Below are 21135 nucleotides of genomic sequence, written 5' to 3' on the forward strand. Positions count from 1 at the left end.
GGGGACGCCCACGGCTGAGCGGGCCGCCGTCGACAGGCCGGCCCGCTGATCAGGTCGGGCCGACCGGGCTCACCGGGGCGCCCGCCCGTGTGGTTCACGCCCCGTGGCGTGCTCGCGCAGCGTCTTGACCGGGTCGTCCCCCAGAACGTTCGCGAGATGCCTCACGACCCCGGACGAGGAGCAGGACCCCTTGTCGGACAGCCGGTTCTTGAAGTACATGGAGACGAAGTACAGCGTGAGATCCTCGAACCGCCCGCTGAACTCCCAGCGTTTCCACTCGTAGCGCCTGCCGAACTCGCAGCCCCGGTAACTGGTGCGGATACCCCGGTAGCTGACGACGACGAAGGAGAAGTCGTAGCGCCATTTCGTCACCACACGCGTCTTACGGCAGGGACGCCAGGTGCACCATCCCCAGTACCGCTCCTCGATCTGGACCTGTTCGGGCATGGTCACTGCCTTCCGGGAGGGATACCTCCGGTGGAGCGGGCGCCCGGAACCGCGGCGTTCGCCGGTCGGCCGCGCTCGGAGACCCGCCGGGACATGCCCCCCTCTTCTTTCTACGCCGCCGCCCGGCGCCCGGCAACCGGACCGGGGCCCGGCCACCACCGGTCCCGGCCGCACACGCCGGGCGGCCTCCGGCGGCTCGGTGAGGGTGTGCTCGACGCGTGGCGGCACGGTGGGCGCACCGTCCACTCGACCATGCCGTCGCGTCCCAGCACGCGCGGGTTCCGTGTGAGCGCCTCGTGGCTGACTCCCCCGGTCTCCGTTCCTCACTGAACGCTTCTCATCCTGAGCGCCAGGCGATCTCGGTGAGAAGCGTTCACTCTCCGCTCTACCAGAGACACGTTCCGTACGCCACTATGGAGCCAGGAAGCCGAGCGGGGGGATCTCTCATGATCGAGCAGGCGTACGTTCAAGCCGTCGACCGGACCACACCGACGATCCAGGACGTCAGGGACCGGATCTCGCAGGGGGTGGATGCGACGGCGGGCCCCGCCCTCGATCGCCTCAGGTTCTGGTTGCAGATGCCGACTGACTCGGAATTCCGCAAAATGATGGACAACGACTGCCTGGTGCGCGCTAAAAGGGTCGGGGGCTCGTTGAGCCCTGGAACAGGCAAACCGCACATTCCTTCGAGCCTGTCGAGCAGGATTAACATCGAAGGAAAATGGGCCGCCATCGACGAAGCCGTGAAGACCAACCATGCCGTGGTCATCAAAGGTCCGGCCGAACATGTGGGCGGGAGCGAAAGCATGTTCAGAAGCAGCTTTCATGTGATCCTCTTCCTGGCCGTCGGGCAGGAGCACTCCGGGCGTCGCTACTATCTGGGTTTCGACCCGGACATCAGCGCCACGGTGGAGTCCCGGGCGGAGTGGGGACTGTTGATTCCCGGCGACACCAAGGAGAAAGTTCGGGAATTCGATGACGTGCGGAGCGTTCAGGTCGTCAAGGCCATGATCCTGGGCGACTCGCAGAACGGCTTCGGCCCGCTGGTCCGCAAGTACTACGTCGAGACGGGCAAGGCTTTCCCCAGTATCAGCCTCGATCTTGCATGATGACCACACTCTGTCTGCGGGAGATCACCCCGGCCAACTTCGACGCGGCGATCGGTCTGCGGGTCCGTCCGGATCAGGAACACTTGGTCGCTCCGGTCGTGAAATCTCTGGCCGAGGCATACGTCTATCCCGGCACAGCTTGGCCCCGCCTCATCCTTGACTGTGACCGTCCTGTCGGTTTCCTCATGGCCTTCTTCGACATCGACTGGAAGGGCGTCGGCACAGGCACCGACATCCGTTCCGGCCTCTGGCGGCTCAACATCGCAGATGGCGAGCAGGGTCGAGGTTACGGTCGCTTCGCGGTCGAGTCCGTTGCTGCTGAAATCCGCCATCGCGGCGGCACCCGCCTGACCACCACTTGGCATCCGGGCACGGGCGGCCCCGAAGGTTTCCACCTCGGGCTCGGATTCCGTCTGACGGGTGAGACCAGCGGAGGTCAGGCAGTCGGCGAGCTGGACTTGCGCTGGGCCTTATGGATTGAGTGTGAAATCAGTCAACCTGGCTTGAGAGTCAAGCTGCGCTTTTCCTCCCCTGAGGGGGCTTAAAATCCTCGTTGCACGGGTTCGCGCCGACACCGAATCGACGCCCCGTAGGCACTACTGCATGACGGACGGCGCTACCGCCCCCCCACTTCCGCAGCCCTGACCGCCTGAGGCTCGGTCAGGAATCGAATCGACCGCGGGCGGTCTCGATGTGGCCGAGGTAGCGGTGGGTCCAGTCGCACATCACGTCCACCGCCTTGCGCAGGGCCCGGCCCGGCTCGGTGAGGGTGTACTCGACGCGCGGCGGCACGGTGGGGTGCACCGTCCGCTCGACCATGCCGTTGCGCTCCAGCATGCGCAGGTTCTGGGTGAGCATCTTGTGGCTGACGCCCTCGACCTCGTCCCGCAGCTCGCTGAACCGCAGGGTGCGCTCCCCGAGGGCCTCGATGATCAGCAGGGCCCACTTGTTGGCGATGTCCGAGAAAATCTCCCGCGCCAGGGTGTCCGCGCGCCGCAGGTCCGCGTCCTCGGGGGAGTCCCCGAACTGCTTGGTCACCATGAGGTTCCCCAGTCACTCAAAAGTGCGTTCTTCCAGGTCAGCGCAGACTCTCCTACGGTTTCCGGGTAACCGCAAGTGACCACGGGCGCCCACGGGCGCCCGGACAGGAGAACGGAACGGACATGGCCATCACTCTGGTGAACCCCGACGGACTGCCCGCAATCGACGTCTACCGGCAGGTGTCGGTCGCGTCGGGCTCGAAGCTGGTCTTCGTCGCCGGGCAGGTCGCCTGGGACGCCGAGGGCAACACGGTCGGCGCGGGCGACCTGGCCGCCCAGGTCGAGCAGTGCTACCTCAACGTCGCCACCGCCCTGGCCGGGGTCGGCGGGACCTTCGACGACGTGGCGAAGCTGAACGTCCACGTCGTCGACTGGACCCCCGACAGGATGCCCCTGCTCCTGGAGGGGATCTCCCGGGCGGCCGCGAAGCTGGGGACCACACCCGTCCCGCCGGCCACGCTGCTGGGCGTGGCGGCGCTGGACGTACCCGAGCACCTGGTCGAGGTCGAGGCCACCGCCGTCCTGGACTGAGCGCCCGGCACGGAGGACATGCGGAGGCCGGCACCGCCTCACTGCTGGACCAGGCCGCCGACCGGGACGGGGGCGACGTGGCCGGTCGGCGGAAGGTCCCGCGCCAGGGCGAGGCCGACGTCGACCAGCGACAACCGGCGCAGGCCGGTGACCTCGGAGGCCGGAGTCCAGACCGACTCGACGATGTCGCCGTCCGGCTCGGGCCGGAGCCGGCCGCCGGTGATGCGGACCCGGTAGAAGACGCCGACGTTCTGGTGCACGACTCCCTCTCGCGTGGCGGTCGCGGGGATCGCCCGCGAGTCCACTCCCAGCAGGCGGTCCACCACCGCCGAGCAGCCGGTCTCCTCGGCGACCTCCCGGATCACCGCGTCGAACGGATCCTCCGCGTGCTCGACCCCGCCGCCCGGAAGAGTCCATCTGCTCCCGCCGTCCGGCAGTAAGTGGCGAGCGAGCAGCACCCGCCCGTCCTCGACGCACACGGCGTACGCCGCCAGCCGGAAACTCATTTCCCCACTCCCCCCGCCGGACCTTGTCCGGCTTCCATGGTTCGCGCGTCAGCGTCACCACACGGAACGGAATCAGACGAGCGTGAGCGCCGCCAGACCGCACCGTGCCGCACCGGGGACGGGTCACGCGGCGGGCGGCAGTGCGAGCCAGTCCTGCCAGCTGATGTCACGGCCGATGCAACGGGGCCGCCGGAAGGGCCAGTCGGCGTCGATCCACCTCGGCACCAGCGCGTCGAGCGCGCGCTCCTCCTCGCCGCCGACGAGGTCGTCCACCACCCACCAGGAGATGTCCGCGTCGGAGCCGGTGCGCTCGGGCGGGTCGATGTAGACGCAGCCGTGGAGCGCCGTCTCCTCCTCATTCAGCAGGGCGTAGTTGAACGACTGGTGCGCGGCGATCTCCTCCTCGTGCCGCAGCAGGTCGACGCGGTCCTCCTCGTAGGTCATCGTCTCGGCGGGCCAGCCCCAGGCGGGGCCGAAGATCTCCCACAGGCGCTCGCGGGAGCCCATCACGGCGGGGTAGTCGATGGGGGTGTCCGCCTCCCGGATCGGCCGCAGATGAAGCGCGGTACCGGGGACGGGCACATGGACGGGGTGGACGAAGTCGTCGGGGAGCCAGCTCATGAGGGCCGAAGCTACCGCCGGCCGGTACCGGAGGGCCCGGCATTTTCCGCGCCCCGGCACCGGCGCGGGCATCGGCTCCCTGCCGCCCGCACCCGGTACGCCGATGCTTCCGCCTTCAGCCTTCTTTGAAGCTTCTCGGATGGCCGACGGGGAAGAACGGGGGGTTTCTTCGAAAAGCCTCACAGGGAAGTTCAATGAAACAATTCAACACAGGTATCACGACAAGGAGGCCCGAAGTGAAGTTCCGCCTTGAGGTCGACATGGACGACGCGGCGTCCGCCGAGGAGTCCGCCCGCGAGCTGGGCCGGATCCTGAGGTACTGGGGAGGGAACCTCCACCACTACGCCCTGCGGCCCGGCGACGGCTCGGCCGTCCACGACTCCGGCTACCGCGAGGTCGGCCGATGGAGCATCATCTCCGCCGACGGGTCCTGACCTCCCCGCCCCTCCGGTGCACGGGGTCCGCCGACATCCGCACGGGGGCCGCGATGTGGGGTGTCCTCCCGTCCGCGCTCGACCGCACCCGGTCCCGGCGCGCGGGGCGCGGGGCGCGGCCGCACCCGTGCCCGCACCGGCGCGGGACCCGTTCCGCGACACCGGTTCCGTTTCCATGCACGGCGAGCCCGTGATTCACACCTTCCGGTGACACGGCGGCTCTCCGGGACCCGCCGGCCCCCGGCCGCGGCCACGCTGGGGCAGACCCCACGCCCCCGCGAACCCCGGAGCGACCCCATGCCCAGCACCGACCTGCCCGGCCCCGGTTCCCTTCTGCGCCACACCCTCGGCGAGCGGCGCATCGCCCTGGTCGCCTGGCGGCTGCTGGTGCTCCAGACCGCGCACCCGGTCGTCGCCGCCGGGATGAGGGACCACTCCACCTACCGGGCGCACCCCTGGCGCCGCGTGCAGCACACCATGGACAGCGGCAAGCGCCTGTTCTTCTCCGACGCCGACAGCCTGCGCCGGGAGGTCGCCCGGCTGGAGCGCACCCACCGCCGCATCCGGGGCTCCGACGGGCGGGGCGGGGCGTACACGGCCGAGGACCCCGAGGTGCGCGCCTGGGTACTGCTCACCCTCTACGAGTCGATGACGGCGATGCGGGAGCTGTCCGGCGATCCGTTCACCCCCGGGCGGCTCGACGAGCTGTACCGGGAGTTCCTCGCCGTCTGCGGCGAGTTCGGCCTGTCCGGCGACGTTCTGCCGCCGACCGCCGCCGACGTGCCCGCGTACGTCGACCGCATGGTCCGCGAGCGGCTGGAGTACGGCGAGGAGGTGCGGTACCTGCTGTTCGGCATCCTCCGCGAGGCGCCCTGCCCGAGCCGGCTGCGGCGGCTGCGGCCCCTGTGGCCGCTGCTGCGGCCGGTGATCGCGCGCACCCTGGCCGCGCTGACCGTCGCCGATCTGCCGCCCGCCGTCCGGAAGCTGTTCGGACTGCCGCGCTCCCGTGCGGCGGCGCTGCTGTCCTACGTCCTGCACCACGGCGCACGGCACCTGCTGACCCGGCTGCCGGACCGCCTGCGCTACCGCGTGCCGCCCACCGGGGCCGTACCGCGCCCCCGGGCGCCGCGGCCCCCGCGGCACGACCCGCGCCCGCCCCGGCTGGACGCCTTCTTCCGGCAGGTCATGGACCAGACCGGGGACGGGTACGTCGATGCCGCCGACCTGCGGGCCATGGCCCACAACGCCTGCTGGCAGCTGGAACTCACCACGGAACAGGAGGACGAGGTCTACGCCGCCTTCGAGGCCTGGTGGCGGCACATGGCCGCCACGATGGACACCGACGGGGACGGCCGGGTCGGCCGGGCTGAGTTCGTGGCCGCCACCCTGGCGGGCTGCGACCGCGACCCGCGCTATCTGGAGGACGGCCTCCACATCGCCGTACGCGCCCTCTTCCGCGCGGGGGACACCGACGGGAGCGGGGAGATCGGCCCCGACGAGTACCGCACGCTCTTCGGCGGCTCCCGGGTGCACCCGGCCGAGCTGAACGACGGCTTCCGGCAGCTCGACACGGACGGCGACGGGCGGCTGACGGAGGAGGAGTTCGTGCGCGGCTTCACGGAGTTCTTCACCGCCCGCGCCTCGACCGTCGCGGGCAGCCGGCTCCTCGGCCGGCCCTGAACGGCGGTCCTGAACGTCCTGAACGGCGGCCCCGTTCTCCGGGTCGTCCGCTCCCCGCGGGGAGCGGACGACCCGGAGAACGGGGCCGTTTCGATCCTTTTGCGTTTCGCTCCCGCGGCCCCCTACACTCCAGGTGTACGAAACGGTTTCGTTCCCACCGGAGAGCACAGATGTCCGATCAGGCGGCCTCCGCCACACCCGCCCGCCGCACCCGGCTGACCCCGGAGCGCGAGCACGAGGTGTTCACGGCCGTGGTCGACCTGGTGCGCGAACAGGGGTACGAGGCACTGACGATGGACGCGGTGGCGACGCGCACCAAGTCCAGCAAGGCCACCCTCTACCGCCAGTGGGAGAGCAAGCCGAAGCTGGTCGCCACCGCTCTGCGACACCTGGGCAAGAGCCACACGGAGGACGCCGACACCGGTTCCCTGACCGGGGACCTGCGGCGGATGGTGAGCGACTTCATCTGCCACGCCTCCGAGGACACCGCCCTGCTGAACGGCCTGGCACACGCCGTCTCCAAGGATCCCGAACTGTGGCAGGCCCTGTACGAGCTGCACATCCGGCCCGGTCTGGAGGCGTTCGACGCCGCCGTGCACAGAGCCGCCGAACGCGGAGAAGTGGATCCCGCCAACCCTGCGATCGAGTTCGTCCCGCACCTGATCATCGGTGCGCTGGGCACCCGCAAGCTGATCGAGAACCGGGACGCGGACGCCGCGTACATGGAGCGCTATCTGAACGCGGTCGTCTTCCCCTCGCTCGGCCTGGCCTGACCGGCCGGCCGGCCCCGCACGGTGCGAACCCGGCGGACGGACCGTGCCGGCCCCAGAACCTCCCGTCCTCTCCGAGTCCCATTCCTCCCAACCAGGAGTCCTCACTCTCATGGCCACGTTCCTGTACCGGCTCGGCCGCCTCGCCTTCCGGCGGCGCGGGCTGGTCGCCCTGTTGTGGGTGGTGGTGCTGGCGGTCGCGGGCGGCTTCGCCGCCTCCGCGTCCTCGGCGGCCTCCAGCAACATCACCATTCCCGGCACCGAGGCGCAGAAGGCGTTCGAGCTGCTGGAGGATCGTTTCCCCGGCAGCAGCCCCGACGGCGCCACCGCACGGGTCGTCTTCAAGGCGCCCGACGGCGAGAAGATAACCGACCCGGAGAACTCGGCCGCCGTCGGCGAGGTCGTCGCCGGGCTGGCCAAGGGCGACCAGGTCCAGCAGGCCGTCGACCCCTTCCGGGCCCGCGCCGTGAGCCCGGACCAGACCGTCGCCTACTCCCAGGTCACCTACGAGGTCTCCGGCTTCGAGCTGACCGAGGAGTCGCGCGAGGAGCTCAAGGCCGCCGCCGAGGACGGCCGGGAGGCCGGTCTGACGGTGGAGACCGGCGGTGACGCGATGGCGGCGATCCCGCACACCGGCGCCGCCGAGGTGATCGGTGTGGCCATCGCCGCGATCGTGCTGCTGATCGCCTTCGGCTCCCTGGTCGCCGCCGGGCTGCCGCTGCTCACCGCCCTGGTCGGCGTCGGCGTCACCGTCGCGGTCATCACCGCCGTGACCGTGCCGTTCGACCTCAACACCACCACCCCGATCCTGGCGACGATGATCGGCCTGGCCGTCGGCATCGACTACGCGCTGTTCATCGTCTCCCGCTACCGCGCCGAACTGGCCGAGGGCCGCGAGCCCCTGGAGGCCGTCGGCCGCGCCACGGGAACGGCCGGCTCGGCGGTGGTCTTCGCCGGTCTGACCGTCGTCATCGCCCTGGTCGGCCTGTCGGTGGTCAACATCCCGATCCTGACCAAGATGGGTCTGGCCGCCGGCGGTTCGGTCGTCCTGGCCGTGCTGGTCGCCCTGACGCTGATCCCCGCTCTGCTCGGCTTCGCCGGGCAGAAGGTCCTGCCGCGCAAGCAGCGTGCGAAGACCGCCCCTGAGGACGGCCCGGAGGACGGCGAGGACGCCCCGGCGGCCGTCGGGGCCAAGGACGGCGCGGGCACCCGCTGGGCCCGCTTCGTGCTGCGCCGCCCGGTCGCGGTACTGCTGGTCAGCGTCGTCGGACTCGGCCTGCTGGCCGTCCCCGCCAAGGACCTCCAGCTCAACCTGCCCGACGACGGCTCCCAGCCCACCAGCACCACCCAGCGCCGCGCCTACGACCTGATCGCCGAGGGCTTCGGCCCCGGCACCAACGGCCCGCTGATCGTGACCGTGGACGCCGAGGACAGCGACGACCCCGAGGCCGCCGCCGGCGCCACCACCGAGAAGCTCCAGGGCCTGGACGGGGTCGCCGCCGCGATGCCGCCCACGTTCAACAAGGCCGGCGACACCGCGATGATCACGGTCATCCCGAAGTCCGCGCCCAGCAGCGCCGCGACCGAGGACCTCGTCCACGACATCCGCGCCGAGGCCGGCGGCATCGCCGAGACCACCGGCGCCGACGTCCTGGTCACCGGGCAGACCGCCATGGCCATCGACGTCTCGCAGAAGATGGACGACGCCCTGGCGCCCTACCTGGTCCTCGTGGTCGGCCTGGCCTTCCTGCTGCTGATCGTGGTGTTCCGCTCGATCCTGGTCCCGCTCAAGGCCGCGCTCGGCTTCCTGCTCTCGGTGGTCGCGGCCCTCGGCTCGGTCGTGGCTGTCTTCCAGTGGGGCTGGCTGGCCGACGTCTTCGGCGTGGAGCAGACCGGCCCGGTGATGAGCCTGATGCCGATCCTCATGGTCGGCCTGGTCTTCGGCCTGGCCATGGACTACGAGGTCTTCCTCGTGACCCGGATGCGCGAGGCCCACGTCCACGGCGAGACCCCGCACGAGTCGGTCGTCACCGGCTTCAAGCTGGGCGCGCGCGTGGTGGCCGCGGCCGCGCTGATCATGATCAGCGTCTTCGCCGGGTTCATCGGCTCCTCCGAGTCGATGATCAAGATGATCGGCTTCGGTCTGGCCGTCGCCGTCCTCTTCGACGCCTTCGTGATCCGCATGGCCGTCGTCCCGGCCGTCCTGGCACTGCTGGGCAAGTCCGCCTGGTGGCTGCCGAGCTGGCTGGACAAGGTCGTACCCAACGTCGACGTCGAGGGCGAGAAGCTCCAGCGCGAGCTGAACGGTTCCGCCGCGAAGGCGGACGAGCGCGAGCCGGTCGCCGCGCGCGACTGAGCGGCACCCGGGCCCGGGGCCGCCGGCGCGCGAGCGGAAGGCGCGGCGGCCCCGGCCGCACCGGCCCGTGGGGACGGGGACCGGTGCGGCATCCGGGGCCCGGCAGCGGTCCTCCCGCGCGGGAGGACCGCTGCCGGGCCCCGGTCGTGTACGGGGCGGCGCCCCGTACTACCGCCGTGCGCTGCGCTTGACCAGATAGGCGGCGGCCAGACAGGCGGCCGCGATGGCGAGGAACACCAGGGTGATGGTCAGCCCGCCGGGGAGGCTCGTCCCCTCGGCGAGAAGCGCGGGTTCGCCGCCCTGCGCGGCGTCGGTGTACCGACTCACTGCGGTCTCCCTTCCGGAGGAATCCACATCGGGGGCTGCGGCGGCCACGGGGAGGGTGCGCGCCCCGCGACCGCTTCCCTCTCCTCGTTTCCCGTCCCGGGCGGCGGCGCATGCCGCGTGTGCGCCCGGATGGCCGGACCACGGCGGGAACGGGAGTCAGAACGGAAGCCGGCCGCGGGCGCGGCGGCCCGCGGAACCGCTGCGTCCCACCGCCCGGGAACTCTTGCCGAACGGCTTGCTCAGCCAGCGCCCCAGCGGACCGGGGGCCTTGCCCCCCGCCCGGGCGCCCAGTCCCAGGGACCGCTGCGCGCCGCGCTCGGGGTGGCGGGACAGGCGCGGCACCACGAAGGCCAGAACGGCCAGGATCACGCACCCCGCTATCACACCGGCGACCACCATGGTCACTCCTCACGTCGTCTCTCATCCGGTCATATCGCTCCGTGTCGTCCCGACCACAGAAGCCGTATGTCGCATCCGTCTGCCCCGACTCGCGCCCGGCATCCCTGAGAACCGGATCGGTGGGCACAAGCAGACCGAGAGGATTTTCGATTCGGCGGAAGTCCGGGAGTCCGGGAGAGAAGGTCCATGGGTGTCGTGGACGACGAGGCGGAGAAGCGCAAGCGGCGGCTGCGGCGGCGGCTGGAGCGGCTGATCGGGATCGCCGCCACCGAGGGGAACGAACTGACCGCGCTGCGCAACGGTGACGAGATCTTCCCGGCGATGCTGGAGAGCATCCGGGCCGCCGAGCACACCGTCGACATGATGACGTTCGTGTACTGGCGCGGCGATATCGCCCGCGAGTTCGCCCATGTCATGGCCGAGCGTGCCCGCGCCGGGGTGCGGGTGCGGCTGCTGCTGGACGGCTTCGGCAGCCGGCTGATCGAGAAGGATCTGCTGGAGGAGATGGACCGGGCCGGGGTGCGGGTGGCCTGGTTCCGCAAGCCGCTGTGGATCTCCCCGTTGAAGCAGAACCACCGCTGCCACCGCAAGGTGCTGGTGGTGGACGAGCGGACGGCCTTCACCGGCGGGGTGGGGATCGCCGAGGAGTGGTGCGGCGACGCCCGCGACGAGAGCGAGTGGCGCGACACCCATGTGCGGGTGCGCGGCCCGGCCGTGGACGGCATCGCCGCCGCGTTCGCGCAGAACTGGGCGGAGTGTTCGGAGGTGCTGTTCGACGAGCGGGACCGCTTCGTCGAGCACGGGACGCGGGGCGGCTCGGTGGTGCAGGTGGTGCGCGGTTCGGCCAGTTTCGGCTGGCAGGACATGCAGACGCTGCTGCGGGTGGTGCTGGAGACGGCGCAGGAGCGCGTACGGCTGGCCACGGCGTACTTCGCGCCCGACCCGTACTTCGTCGAGCTGCTGTGCGCCGCCGCGCGCCGCGGTGTGGAGGTGGAGCTGCTGCTGCCCGGCCCGCACACCGACCAGCGGGCGTCCCAGCTGTCCGGGCAGGGCCACTACGAGGAGCTGCTGGCGTGCGGGGTGCGGATCTGGCACTTCCAGCCGACGATGATGCACGCCAAGATCGTGACGGTGGACGGGATCGCCTCGCTGGTGGGATCCACCAACCTCAACCGGCGCTCGATGGACCACGACGAGGAGGTCATGCTCGTCGTCCTGGACGAGGACTTCACCGCGGGGCTGGACCGGGACTACGACGCGGACCTGGCCCGGAGCGTGCGCATCGTGGGCGCCCGCTGGCGCAGGCGGCCGGTGGTGCAGCGGGTGCGGGAGGCCGCCGTGGCGCCGATCCGCCGGTTCCTGTGAGCCGCCGCCTCCCCCGGGACGCCGACGGGCCGGGACCGCGATGCGGTCCCGGCCCGTCCCCGCGGCCCTGTGTGCCCGTCAGTCGGCCTGCTTGACCTGCGGCGGCTTGCGCACCGACAGATGCAGCTCCTTCAGCCGGGCCTCGTCGACCTCGCTCGGGGCGCCCATCAGCAGGTCCTGGGCGTTGCCGTTGAGCGGGAAGGCGATGGTCTCGCGGATGTTGGGCTCGTCCGCCAGCAGCATCACGATGCGGTCGATGCCGGGGGCGATGCCGCCGTGCGGCGGGGCGCCGAAGTGGAAGGCGCGCAGCATGCCGCCGAACTCGCGCTCGACCTCCTCGTGGCTGTAGCCGGCGATCTCGAAGGCCTTGTACATGATCTCCGGCTCGTGGTTCCGGATCGCACCGGAGGACAGCTCCACGCCGTTGCAGACGATGTCGTACTGCCAGGCCAGGATGTCCAGCGGGTCCTTGGTCTCCAGCGCCTCCAGGCCGCCCTGCGGCATGGAGAACGGGTTGTGGGAGAACTCGATCTGCCCGGTGTCCTCGTTCCTCTCGAACATCGGGAAGTCGACGATCCAGCAGAAGCGGAAGACGTTCTCCGCGAAGTGGCCGGTGCGGCGCCCGGCCTCGACACGGACCGCGCCCATGATCCTGGAGACCTCGTCGAACTCTCCCGCGCCGAAGAAGACGGCCGTGCCCGGCCCGGCGTCCAGGCGGGACAGCAGGGCGGAGACGTTCTCCTCGGTGAGGAACTTCGCGATCGGGCCCGTCAGCCTGCCGTCGTCGCCCACGCGCACCCAGGCCAGGCCCTTGGCGCCCTGTTCGACGGCGAACTCGCCCATCTGGTCGAAGAACTTGCGCGGCTGGTCGGCGGTGCCGGGCACGGCCAGGGCGCGCACGTGCCTGCCCGCGAACGCCTTGAACTCCGAGCCGGCGAAGACGTCGGAGACGTCGGTCAGCTCCAGCTCCACGCGCAGGTCCGGCTTGTCGCTGCCGTACTTGAGCATCGCCTCGCGGAAGGGGATGCGCGGGAAGGGCGAGGTGACGTGGCGTCCGTTGCCGAACTTCTCGAAGAGGTCGGTCATGACCTTCTCGATGACGCCGAAGACGTCCTCCTGCTCGACGAAGCTCATCTCCATGTCGAGCTGGTAGAACTCGCCCGGCGAGCGGTCGGCGCGGGCGTCCTCGTCGCGGAAGCAGGGCGCGATCTGGAAGTAGCGGTCGAAGCCCGCGATCATCAGCAGCTGCTTGAACTGCTGCGGGGCCTGCGGCAGCGCGTAGAACCTGCCCGCGTGCAGCCGGGAGGGCACCAGGAAGTCGCGCGCGCCCTCGGGGGAGGTGGCCGACAGGATCGGGGTGGCCAGCTCGTTGAAGCCGAGCGCCGTCATCTCCTGCCGGATGGTGGAGATGACCGCCGAGCGCAGCATGATGTTGCGGTGCATGCGCTCCTTGCGCAGGTCGAGGAAGCGGTACTCCAGGCGCCGCTCCTCGTTGACGCCGTCCTCGGTGTTGATGGTGAACGGCAGCGGGTCGGCGGCGCCCAGCACCTCGACCCCGGCGACCTCGACCTCGATCTCGCCGGTGGGCAGCTCGGGGTTGACGTTCTCCTCGCCGCGGGCGACGACCCGGCCGTCGACGCGGACGACGGACTCCTTGGAGATCGAGCTCAGCGCCTCGTAGGGGGCGGTGTCGGGACGGACGACGAGCTGGACGATCCCGTGGTGGTCGCGGAGATCGATGAAGAGGATGCCGCCCAGGTTCCGCCGATTGTGCAGCCAGCCGGAGAGGCGGACATCCGTGTCGATGTCCGCGGCACGGAGCTCGCCGCAGGTGTGGGACCGGTACCGATGCATCATTCGTCCAAGTCGTCAGGTTGTCGGTTGGTGTCGGGCCGCCGGCCGCTCGTCGGCGAGGGGGCGCACACGCCCCACAGACTACCGTCCGGCCCGCCTTCCGCCGGGTGCCCCCACCAATGAGCACATATGGTGTAAAAGTGCACACAGAGGACATTCTCGCGGCCACCGGAGTCGGCCTGTGGCGCTGGGACAACACCGCCGGCGCCATCACGCTGGACGCCACCGCCGCCCGGCTGCTGGGCCTGCCGCCCGAGGAGACCGTCCTGACCGAGGAGGCCCTGCGCTCCCGCTTCCACGCGCTCGACTACGCCGAGCTGGCCAACGTCGCCGCCCTGGCCATCGCCGAGGGCACGATCGCGGAGGCACTGCAGCGGGTGGTGGCGCCGGACGGCACCGTCCTGCGGATCGTGCGCAACCGGCTGGCCCTGGCCGGGCAGAGCCTGATGGGGCCGGAGCCGGGCCAGTCCTTCGTGCTGTACGGGCTGCTGACCGAGGCCCCCTGGCCGACCCGCCCCGGCGGGGCCGGCGGGGACATCGAGGAGATCCCCCGGGAGGCGTACCCGGTGGAGATCACCGCCGAGCGGCCCCCGGGCGCCTCCACCCCCGCGGTGCGGTCCCCGGCCGCCCAGGTCCCGGCCGCCGCCCGGTGGCGGCACTCGCGCGAGGCGTTCCTGCTGGACGTGGGGAAGGCGCTGGCCGAGGCGCAGACCACGCAGGAGGTGCTGCGGGTGGTGGCCCAGATGTCGCTGCCCGGCCTCACTCCCTCCTCCCTGGTCATCTACGGCGTCAAGGGGGACAGGCTGACCCCCATCGGCTACTACGGGCCGGACGCGGACCGGCGGCCGGCCTTCGGCGAGACGACGCTGGAGAGCGACTACCCCGGCAGCGTGGCCGTCCGCACCGGCCGGGCCGTCTACCTGGCCTCCCCCGAGGAGTACCGCCGCCGCTTCCCCGCCGTCTGGCCCCTGGTCGCGGGCTACGGGCGCCGGGCCTGGTCCTATCTGCCGCTGATCGTGGGCGGCCGCACGATCGGTGCCTGGCTGCTCGCCTTCGACACCCCCGTCGCCTTCACCCCCGACGAGCGTCAGCTGCTGGTGTCGGTGGCGCGGATGCTGGCGCAGGCCCTGTCACGGGTGTACGTCCAGGAGTCCAAGCGGGAGCTGGCCGACAGCCTCCAGCGCACCATGCGGCCCGCCCAGCGCACCACCGTCCCGGGCATGACGGTGGTCAGCCGCTACCTGCCGGTCGGCGGCGGCCTCCAGGTCGGGGGCGACTGGTACGACGTGATCCCGCTGCCTTCCGGCCGCACCGCCCTGGTGATCGGCGACGTACAGGGGCACGACGTGCGCGCCGCGGGGGTCATGACGCAGCTGCGGATCGCGCTGCGCGCCTACGCCGCGGAGGGGCACCGGCCCGACGCGGTGCTCGCCCGCGCCAACCGCTTCCTGGCCGGGATGGAGACCGGCGAACTGCCCGAGCCCGGCGGCGCCACCACCGAACAGGCGGACGTGGACGCGGCCGACGACCACCGCTTCGCCACCTGCCTGTACGTGGAGGCCGATCCGTCCGGCGCGCTCGACATCGCCCGCGCCGGCCACCCCGACCCGGTGGTCCGCCTGGCCGACGGCGCGGTGCTGACCTGCGCGGTGACGTCCGGACCGCCGCTGGGGATCGTCACGGGCGCCGACTACCCCATCACCCGGGTGGTGCTGGGCCGGGGCGAGACGCTGCTGATGTGCACCGACGGGCTCGTCGAGGCCGGCGGCCTGGACTACGACGCCGGATGGGAGCGGCTGCGCAAGGTCCTGGGGGAGCACGGGGGATCGCCGGAGAACCTCGCCGACACGCTGATCCGCGCGATGCACGGCGCCCCGACCCGCCATGTGACCGGCACCGGTCACGGCATGGAACCGCGCGCGGGCGGGCGCGAGGACGACATCGCGCTGATGCTGCTGAAACGCGAGGGCGGCGCGCCGGAGAGGTTCCCGCACCCCCTCGCCCGCCGCCTGGTGATGTCGGTGTCCCAGACCGAGCAGGTCCGCATCTCCGACGCCCGCCACCAGCTGCGCGAGCTGCTGTTCGACTGGGCGGTGGACGACCAGGTGGAGGGCGCCGTCCTGCTGCTGTCGGAGCTGCTGACCAACGCCCTGGTCCACACCGAGTGGGACGCCGCGCTCACAGCCGAGCTGGAGGGCGAGCCGGGCTCGCGGCGGCTGCGCGTGGAGGTCGCGGACTCCAGCGAGGAGCTGCCCCACCGGCGCCACCCCGGCGAGCTGGCCTCCCGCGGACGCGGTCTGCTGCTGCTGGAGATGCTGGCGCACTCGTGGGGGGTCGAGCCCAGGGGCGCGGGCAAGAGCATCTGGTTCGAGCTCCACGAGGCCGGGGGAGAGCCGGACTGGGGGTGAGCCGCCCCGGGTCCGGGCCCCGTCCGGTCCTCGCGTGTGCCCGCGCCGCGCCGTGCCGGACCCCGGCGTATCCCGGCGGACCGTGTCAGGCGGTGTCAGGCGGTGTCAGTGGGCTTCGGCCGGGACCGAGCCCAGCCGCCCTGCCCTGAAGTCCTCGAAAGCCCGGACCAGTTCGGCGTGGCTGTTCATCACGAACGGGCCGTAGTGGGCCATCGGCTCGCGGATCGGCAGACCGCCGAGCAGGATCACCTCGAAGTTCTCGCTGCGGGAGTCCTGGTCCTCGGCGGCGCGTACGGTGAGCGCGCCGCCGCCTCCGAAGACGACCGTCCGGCCCATGCCGAAGGGGCGCCTCTCCCCGCCGGCGAAACCGTGGCCCGCCAGGCCGTACGCGAGGGCGTTGAAGTCCGGCCGCCAGGGGAGCGTGATCTCCGCGCCGGGGCTCACCGAGGCGTGGATCATCGTGATCGGCGTGTGCGTGACGCCCGGGCCCTCGTGGCCGTCCAGCTCCCCCGCGATGACGCGCAGCAGCGCGCCGCCGTCGCCCGAGGCCAGCAGCCTGACGCTGCCGCCGCGGATGTCCTGGTAGCGGGGGTCGGTCATCTTGGCCCTGGCCGGCAGGTTGACCCACAGCTGCAGGCCGTGGAAGAGGCCGCCGGAGACGACCAGCTCCTCGGGCGGCGTCTCGATGTGCAGCAGGCCGGAGCCCGCGGTCATCCACTGGGTGTCACCGTCGGAGATGGTGCCGCCGCCGCCGTGGGAGTCCCGGTGGACGAAGGTGCCGTCGATGATGTAGGTGACGGTCTCGAAGCCCCGGTGCGGGTGCCAGGGGGTCCCCTTGGGCTCGCCGGCCTCGTAGTCCACCTCGCCCATCTGGTCCATCATGATGAACGGGTCCAGGTACCTGTGGTCGATCCCGGCGAACGCGCGGCGCACCGGGAAGCCCTCGCCCTCGAAGCCGGAGGGGGCCGTGGCCGTGTGCAGGACGCGGCGCCGGCGGGCGCCGGCCGGAGCGGCGACGCGGGGGAGCACGAGCGGGTTCTCGGCGGTGATCGCCGGCATCTGGACCTCCTCGGGAAGCCTGGAGGAACCAGAGTATTTCAACGTTCAACAGAATGCCAGGGGCGCCCGGAGCGGGCGGTGCGACCTTCCGCTCCCCGCACGCCCCGGCAGCGCGCCCCGGCGGAGCGGCGGAGAGCCGGGGCCGGAGGCGGGCCGGGGCCGGAGGCGGGTCAGCCGTACATCCGGCGCATCGCGAAGTCGACCATCTCCTCGACCGCCTTGGCGTCGAAGACGATCCGGTGCTCGCCCTCCATGTCCAGTACGAAGCCGTAGCCCGACGGCAGCAGGTCGAGCACCTCCGCACCGGTGATCACGAAGTACTTCGACTCCTTGCCCGCGTACGCGCGCAGCTCCTTGAGCGTGGTGAACATCGGGATCACCGGCTGCTGGGTGTTGTGCAGCGCCAGGAAGCCGGGGGTGTCACCGCGCGGGCAGTACACCTTCGACGTGGCGAAGATCGCCTGGAAGTCCTCGGGGGACATCACCCCGGTGGTGAAGGCCCGTACGGCCTCGGCCAGGGACGGCGGCGAGGGCTCCGGGTAAAGCGGCTGCTGCCCGTAGCCGGACGGCGGCGGCTGCTGCCCGTAGTGCTGGCCGGCGTGTGCTCCGTGCCCGGGATGGCCGGTGTGCCCCGGGTGGCCGGTGTGGCCGCCGTGACCGGCGTGCTGCCCCGCGTGCCCCGCGTTTCCGGTCTGGTCGTAGCCGTACATGGGCGTAAGCGTAACGACTTCGAACCCCCTCCCGCCCCGCCGCGGGGGCTCTCCGGCGTCAGGGCGCGCACCGGGGAGTTCTGTCACAGTCGCGCGGATCGGGTTGCTTCTTATTACCGGCGGGTAGCATGATGGGAGCTACTTTCTGGTACGCGTAGGGAGGAGTCTCCTCCCCCTATCCACTACGGAGCCGTCGCCATGGGGCACTACAAGTCGAATCTCCGCGACATCGAGTTCAACCTCTTCGAGGTACTCGGCCGCGACACGGTGTACGGCACCGGCCCGTTCGCGGAGATGGACGTCGAGACCGCCAAGAGCGTGCTGGCCGAGGTCGCCCGCCTGTCCGAGAACGAACTGGCCGCCTCCTACGAGGACGCCGACCGCAACCCGCCGGTGTTCGACCCCGAGACCAGCACCGCTCCGGTCCCGGAGTCCTTCAAGAAGAGCTACCAGGCGTACATGGACGCCGAGTGGTGGCGGCTGGGCATCCCGGAGGAGATCGGCGGCACCACCGTCCCGCGCTCCCTGCTGTGGGCCTTCGCCGAGACCATCCTCGGGTCCAACCCGGCCGTGTGGATGTACGCGTCCGGCCCCGCCTTCGCCGGCGTCCTCCACGAGGAGGGCACCGAGGAGCAGAAGAAGATAGCCAAGCTCATGGCGGACAGGCAGTGGGGCTCCACCATGGTCCTCACCGAGCCCGACGCGGGCTCCGACGTGGGCGCCGGCCGCACCAAGGCGATCAGGCAGGACGACGGCTCCTGGCACATCGAGGGCGTCAAGCGCTTCATCACCTCCGGTGAGCACGACATGTCCGAGAACATCGTGCACTTCGTCCTGGCCCGCCCCGAGGGACACGGCCCGGGCACCAAGGGCCTGTCGCTGTTCGTCGTGCCCAAGTACGACTTCGACTGGGAAACCGGCGAGCTCGGCGAGCGCAACGGCGTCTACGCCACCAACGTCGAGCACAAGATGGGCCTGAAGGCCTCCAACACCTGCGAGATGACCTTCGGCGCCAACGCCCCCGCCAAGGGCTGGCTGATGGGCGAGAAGCACGACGGCATCCGCCAGATGTTCAAGATCATCGAGTTCGCGCGGATGATGGTCGGCACGAAGGCCATCGCCACCCTGTCCACCGGCTACCTCAACGCGCTGGAGTACGCCAGGGAGCGCGTCCAGGGCGCCGACCTGGCCCAGTTCACGGACAAGACCGCCCCGCGCGTCACCATCACCCACCACCCCGACGTGCGCCGCTCGCTGATGACGCAGAAGGCGTACGCCGAGGGCATGCGCTCGCTGGTGCTCTACACCGCCACCGTCCAGGACGAGGTCCTGGCCAAGGAGGCCGCCGGCGAGGACGCCTCCGCCGCCAAGCGCCTGAACGACCTGCTGCTGCCGATCGTCAAGGGCTACGGCTCGGAGAAGTCCTACGAGCAGCTCGCCCAGTCGCTGCAGACCTTCGGCGGCTCCGGCTACCTGCAGGAGTACCCGGTCGAGCAGTACATCCGGGACGCCAAGATCGACACCCTCTACGAGGGCACCACCGCGATCCAGGGCCAGGACTACTTCTTCCGCAAGATCGTCCGCGACCAGGGCCAGGCGATGACCGCCCTGTCCGAGGAGATCAAGAAGTTCCTGGCCGAGGCCGCCGGCGGCGAGGACCTGGCCGGCGCCCGCGAGCAGCTCGCCAAGGCCGCGGGCGACCTGGAGGCCATCGTCGGCACCATGCTGACCGACCTGGCCGCCACCGAGAAGGACGTCAAGTCCATCTACAAGGTCGGCCTGAACACCACCCGCCTGCTGATGGCCTCCGGCGACGTCGTCATCGCCTACCTGCTCCTCAGGGGCGCCGCCGTGGCCGCCGACAAGCTGCCGGGCGCCTCCGCCAAGGACAAGGCGTTCTACGAGGGCAAGATCGCCGCCGCGAAGTTCTTCGCCGCGAACATCCTGCCGGGCGTCGGCGTCGAGCGGCAGATCGCCGAGGCCACCGACCTGTCGGTGATGGAGCTGGACGAGGCCGCCTTCTGAGCCTCCTCCCCGGCCGGTTCTCCCGGCCGGGGTCCTGAGCGGGGCCGGCCGGGAGGACCGGCCGGCCCCGGTTCCGTGCGACACCCGCGTCCGCCCGTCCTCGGAGGCGGGCGGACGCCGGGCAGGCGGGGGCCCCGTTCCCAGGTCAGGGGGGAGCGGGGCCCCCGCCGTTCGTATGCTGGACACATGAGCACTCCCAGCCGCTTCGACCGTGGCCACACCGACGACCTGGCCTCCTTCCTCGCCGCCTCGCCCACCCCGTACCACGCGGTCGCGAACGCCGCCGAGCGGCTGGAGGAGGCGGGCTTCCGGCGGCTGGAGGAGACCGACGCCTGGGACGGCGACGGCGGCGGCCGGTACGTGCTGCGCGGCGGCGCGATCATCGCCTGGTACGTGCCCGAGGGCGCCACGCCGGCCACCCCCTTCCGGATCGTCGGCGCCCACACCGACTCCCCCAACCTGCGCGTCAAGCCCGTGCCGGACACCGGCGCGGCCGGCTGGCGGCAGATCGCCGTCGAGATCTACGGCGGCACCCTGCTCAACACCTGGCTCGACCGCGACCTGGGCCTGGCCGGACGGCTGGCCCTGCGCGACGGCTCCACCCGCCTGGTGAACGCGGACCGCCCGCTGCTGCGCGTCCCCCAGCTCGCCGTCCACCTCGACCGGGAGGCCAACAGCGGCCTGAAGCTGGACCGCCAGCGCCACATGACGCCGGTCTGGGGCCTGGGCGAGCCCCGCGAGGGCGATCTGGTGGACTTCCTGGCCGCCGAGGCCGGCCTGGACGCCGCCGACATCGCCGGCTGGGACCTGATGGTCCACAGCGTCGAGCCGCCCGCCTACCTCGGCCGCGACCGCGAACTGCTCGCCGGACCGCGCATGGACAACCTGCTCTCCGTCCACGCCGGCGCCGCCGCCCTGATCGCGGCCGCCGGGGCCGGGGACCTGCCCCACATCCCGGTGCTGGCCGCCTTCGACCACGAGGAGAACGGCAGCCAGTCCGACACCGGCGCCGACGGCCCGCTGCTGGGCAACGTGCTGGAGCGCTCCGTCCTGGCCCGGGGCGGCGGACCCGAGGACCGCGCGCGGGCGTACGCGGGCACCCTCTGCCTGTCCTCGGACACCGGCCACGCCGTGCACCCCAACTACCCCGAGCGCCACGAGCCGGGCCACCACCCGATGCCGAACGGCGGCCCGATCCTGAAGGTCAACGTCAACCAGCGCTACGCCACCGACGGCACCGGCCGCGCCGTCTTCGCCGCCGCCTGCGAGCGGGCCGGGGTGCCGTGGCAGTCGTTCGTCTCCAACAACGCCGTCCCCTGCGGCACGACGATCGGCCCCATCACCGCCGCACGGCACGGCATCGCCACCGTGGACATCGGCGTGGCGATCCTGTCGATGCACTCCGCCCGCGAACTGTGCGGAGCGGACGACCCGTTCCTGCTGGCGAACGCCCTGACGGCCTTTCTGGAGGCCTGACGGGGAGGGCCGGCCGCC

The 21135-nt window shown here is 71.4% G+C and carries 20 protein-coding genes; 11 read left to right on the plus strand and 9 right to left on the minus strand.

What is annotated here, in order from left to right; all coding sequences use genetic code 11:
* Nucleotides 1-69: 69 nt before the first annotated feature.
* Entirely contained in the window at nucleotides 70-447 is a 378-nt protein-coding gene (locus IQ279_RS05985) for a hypothetical protein (protein WP_206347269.1), read from the minus strand.
* Nucleotides 448-893: 446 nt separating this feature from the next.
* Between IQ279_RS05985 and IQ279_RS05990 the strand changes: the two genes are divergently transcribed.
* A complete protein-coding gene (locus IQ279_RS05990) occupies nucleotides 894-1556 on the plus strand; it encodes a hypothetical protein (RefSeq protein ID WP_206347270.1) in 663 nt (220 codons plus the stop codon).
* Nucleotides 1553-2101 (plus strand): N-acetyltransferase, encoded by a 549-nt coding sequence (locus IQ279_RS05995; RefSeq protein WP_241027686.1) that lies wholly within the window; start codon nucleotides 1553-1555, stop codon nucleotides 2099-2101. The genes IQ279_RS05990 and IQ279_RS05995 overlap by 4 nt, the downstream gene beginning before the upstream one ends.
* Nucleotides 2102-2216: 115 nt before the next feature.
* Here the strand turns inward: IQ279_RS05995 and IQ279_RS06000 are convergent, their stop codons facing one another.
* On the minus strand, nucleotides 2217-2597 hold the full coding sequence (locus IQ279_RS06000; protein WP_206347271.1) for a winged helix-turn-helix transcriptional regulator: 381 nt from the start codon (nucleotides 2595-2597) through the stop codon (nucleotides 2217-2219).
* A gap of 122 nt (nucleotides 2598-2719) precedes the next feature.
* Here IQ279_RS06000 and IQ279_RS06005 point away from each other — a divergent pair, with 122 nt between their 5' ends.
* Nucleotides 2720-3127, plus strand: a complete 408-nt coding sequence (locus tag IQ279_RS06005) for a RidA family protein (protein WP_206347272.1) — start codon at nucleotides 2720-2722, stop codon at nucleotides 3125-3127.
* Nucleotides 3128-3165: 38 nt separating this feature from the next.
* Here IQ279_RS06005 and IQ279_RS06010 read toward each other — a convergent pair whose 3' ends face one another.
* Nucleotides 3166-3633 carry an NUDIX hydrolase gene (locus tag IQ279_RS06010; protein ID WP_206347273.1) on the minus strand — a complete coding sequence of 156 codons (468 nt, stop codon included), beginning with the start codon at nucleotides 3631-3633 and terminating at the stop codon, nucleotides 3166-3168.
* 123 nt (nucleotides 3634-3756) lie between these two features.
* Nucleotides 3757-4254, minus strand: coding sequence for an N-acetyltransferase (locus tag IQ279_RS06015; protein ID WP_206347274.1), 498 nt, complete (start codon nucleotides 4252-4254; stop codon nucleotides 3757-3759).
* 236 nt (nucleotides 4255-4490) lie between these two features.
* Between IQ279_RS06015 and IQ279_RS06020 the strand changes: the two genes are divergently transcribed.
* From IQ279_RS06020 to IQ279_RS06035, 4 genes are all read left to right on the plus strand, one after another.
* On the plus strand, nucleotides 4491-4688 hold the full coding sequence (locus IQ279_RS06020; protein WP_206347275.1) for a hypothetical protein: 198 nt from the start codon (nucleotides 4491-4493) through the stop codon (nucleotides 4686-4688).
* A gap of 297 nt (nucleotides 4689-4985) precedes the next feature.
* Nucleotides 4986-6368 (plus strand): oxygenase MpaB family protein, encoded by a 1383-nt coding sequence (locus IQ279_RS06025; protein WP_206347276.1) that lies wholly within the window; start codon nucleotides 4986-4988, stop codon nucleotides 6366-6368.
* Between the two features lie 170 nt (nucleotides 6369-6538).
* Nucleotides 6539-7141 carry a TetR/AcrR family transcriptional regulator gene (locus IQ279_RS06030; protein ID WP_206347277.1) on the plus strand — a complete coding sequence of 201 codons (603 nt, stop codon included), beginning with the start codon at nucleotides 6539-6541 and terminating at the stop codon, nucleotides 7139-7141.
* A gap of 109 nt (nucleotides 7142-7250) precedes the next feature.
* Entirely contained in the window at nucleotides 7251-9494 is a 2244-nt protein-coding gene (locus IQ279_RS06035; RefSeq protein ID WP_206347278.1) for an MMPL family transporter, read from the plus strand.
* A gap of 168 nt (nucleotides 9495-9662) precedes the next feature.
* On the opposite strand, the gene IQ279_RS06040 is transcribed toward IQ279_RS06035, so the two are convergent.
* Together IQ279_RS06040 and IQ279_RS06045 are read right to left on the minus strand one after the other, a co-directional pair.
* A complete protein-coding gene (locus IQ279_RS06040; protein ID WP_206347279.1) occupies nucleotides 9663-9821 on the minus strand; it encodes a hypothetical protein in 159 nt (52 codons plus the stop codon).
* A gap of 156 nt (nucleotides 9822-9977) precedes the next feature.
* Complete coding sequence (locus tag IQ279_RS06045) at nucleotides 9978-10220, minus strand: DUF6411 family protein (RefSeq protein WP_206347280.1); 243 nt, start codon at nucleotides 10218-10220, stop codon at nucleotides 9978-9980.
* A gap of 186 nt (nucleotides 10221-10406) precedes the next feature.
* On the opposite strand from IQ279_RS06045, the gene IQ279_RS06050 reads away from it, so the two are divergent.
* The gene (locus IQ279_RS06050) at nucleotides 10407-11585 is read left to right on the plus strand and encodes a phospholipase D-like domain-containing protein (RefSeq protein ID WP_206347281.1); all 1179 of its coding nucleotides are present in this window, start codon (nucleotides 10407-10409) and stop codon (nucleotides 11583-11585) included.
* A gap of 78 nt (nucleotides 11586-11663) precedes the next feature.
* Here the strand turns inward: IQ279_RS06050 and aspS are convergent, their stop codons facing one another.
* Nucleotides 11664-13439: an aspartate--tRNA ligase gene (gene aspS, locus IQ279_RS06055; protein ID WP_206347483.1), complete on the minus strand. Its 1776-nt coding sequence runs from the start codon at nucleotides 13437-13439 to the stop codon at nucleotides 11664-11666.
* A gap of 140 nt (nucleotides 13440-13579) precedes the next feature.
* Between aspS and IQ279_RS06060 the strand changes: the two genes are divergently transcribed.
* On the plus strand, nucleotides 13580-15847 hold the full coding sequence (locus IQ279_RS06060; RefSeq protein ID WP_206347282.1) for a SpoIIE family protein phosphatase: 2268 nt from the start codon (nucleotides 13580-13582) through the stop codon (nucleotides 15845-15847).
* 105 nt (nucleotides 15848-15952) lie between these two features.
* Here IQ279_RS06060 and IQ279_RS06065 read toward each other — a convergent pair whose 3' ends face one another.
* Both IQ279_RS06065 and IQ279_RS06070 read right to left on the minus strand, forming a co-directional pair.
* A complete protein-coding gene (locus IQ279_RS06065) occupies nucleotides 15953-16906 on the minus strand; it encodes a pirin family protein (RefSeq protein ID WP_206347283.1) in 954 nt (317 codons plus the stop codon).
* 170 nt (nucleotides 16907-17076) lie between these two features.
* On the minus strand, nucleotides 17077-17616 hold the full coding sequence (locus IQ279_RS06070; RefSeq protein WP_206347284.1) for an SseB family protein: 540 nt from the start codon (nucleotides 17614-17616) through the stop codon (nucleotides 17077-17079).
* Nucleotides 17617-17814: 198 nt separating this feature from the next.
* On the opposite strand from IQ279_RS06070, the gene IQ279_RS06075 reads away from it, so the two are divergent.
* Both IQ279_RS06075 and IQ279_RS06080 read left to right on the plus strand, forming a co-directional pair.
* The gene (locus IQ279_RS06075; RefSeq protein WP_206347285.1) at nucleotides 17815-19641 is read left to right on the plus strand and encodes an acyl-CoA dehydrogenase; all 1827 of its coding nucleotides are present in this window, start codon (nucleotides 17815-17817) and stop codon (nucleotides 19639-19641) included.
* Between the two features lie 186 nt (nucleotides 19642-19827).
* Nucleotides 19828-21117 carry a M18 family aminopeptidase gene (locus tag IQ279_RS06080; RefSeq protein ID WP_206347286.1) on the plus strand — a complete coding sequence of 430 codons (1290 nt, stop codon included), beginning with the start codon at nucleotides 19828-19830 and terminating at the stop codon, nucleotides 21115-21117.
* Nucleotides 21118-21135: the final 18 nt, after the last annotated feature.

It is taken from the genome of Streptomyces verrucosisporus (assembly GCF_017114865.1).
GTDB classification, from domain to species: Bacteria; Actinomycetota; Actinomycetes; order Streptomycetales; family Streptomycetaceae; genus Streptomyces; species Streptomyces fenghuangensis.

Bases quoted from the DNA above. Each gene is read 5' to 3' on its own strand.
- IQ279_RS06035 (WP_206347278.1), top strand. From the start codon at position 7,251: ATGGCCACGTTCCTGTACCGGCTCGGCCGCCTCGCCTTCCGGCGGCGC.
- IQ279_RS06015 (WP_206347274.1), bottom strand. From the start codon at position 4,254: ATGAGCTGGCTCCCCGACGACTTCGTCCACCCCGTCCATGTGCCCGTC.
- IQ279_RS05985 (WP_206347269.1), bottom strand. From the start codon at position 447: ATGCCCGAACAGGTCCAGATCGAGGAGCGGTACTGGGGATGGTGCACC.
- IQ279_RS06070 (WP_206347284.1), bottom strand. From the start codon at position 17,616: ATGTACGGCTACGACCAGACCGGAAACGCGGGGCACGCGGGGCAGCAC.
- IQ279_RS06030 (WP_206347277.1), top strand. From the start codon at position 6,539: ATGTCCGATCAGGCGGCCTCCGCCACACCCGCCCGCCGCACCCGGCTG.
- IQ279_RS05990 (WP_206347270.1), top strand. From the start codon at position 894: ATGATCGAGCAGGCGTACGTTCAAGCCGTCGACCGGACCACACCGACG.
- IQ279_RS06045 (WP_206347280.1), bottom strand. From the start codon at position 10,220: ATGGTGGTCGCCGGTGTGATAGCGGGGTGCGTGATCCTGGCCGTTCTG.
- IQ279_RS06050 (WP_206347281.1), top strand. From the start codon at position 10,407: ATGGGTGTCGTGGACGACGAGGCGGAGAAGCGCAAGCGGCGGCTGCGG.
- IQ279_RS06010 (WP_206347273.1), bottom strand. From the start codon at position 3,633: ATGAGTTTCCGGCTGGCGGCGTACGCCGTGTGCGTCGAGGACGGGCGG.
- IQ279_RS05995 (WP_241027686.1), top strand. From the start codon at position 1,553: ATGATGACCACACTCTGTCTGCGGGAGATCACCCCGGCCAACTTCGAC.
- aspS (WP_206347483.1), bottom strand. From the start codon at position 13,439: ATGCATCGGTACCGGTCCCACACCTGCGGCGAGCTCCGTGCCGCGGAC.
- IQ279_RS06075 (WP_206347285.1), top strand. From the start codon at position 17,815: ATGGGGCACTACAAGTCGAATCTCCGCGACATCGAGTTCAACCTCTTC.
- IQ279_RS06065 (WP_206347283.1), bottom strand. From the start codon at position 16,906: ATGCCGGCGATCACCGCCGAGAACCCGCTCGTGCTCCCCCGCGTCGCC.
- IQ279_RS06080 (WP_206347286.1), top strand. From the start codon at position 19,828: ATGAGCACTCCCAGCCGCTTCGACCGTGGCCACACCGACGACCTGGCC.
- IQ279_RS06025 (WP_206347276.1), top strand. From the start codon at position 4,986: ATGCCCAGCACCGACCTGCCCGGCCCCGGTTCCCTTCTGCGCCACACC.
- IQ279_RS06000 (WP_206347271.1), bottom strand. From the start codon at position 2,597: ATGGTGACCAAGCAGTTCGGGGACTCCCCCGAGGACGCGGACCTGCGG.
- IQ279_RS06005 (WP_206347272.1), top strand. From the start codon at position 2,720: ATGGCCATCACTCTGGTGAACCCCGACGGACTGCCCGCAATCGACGTC.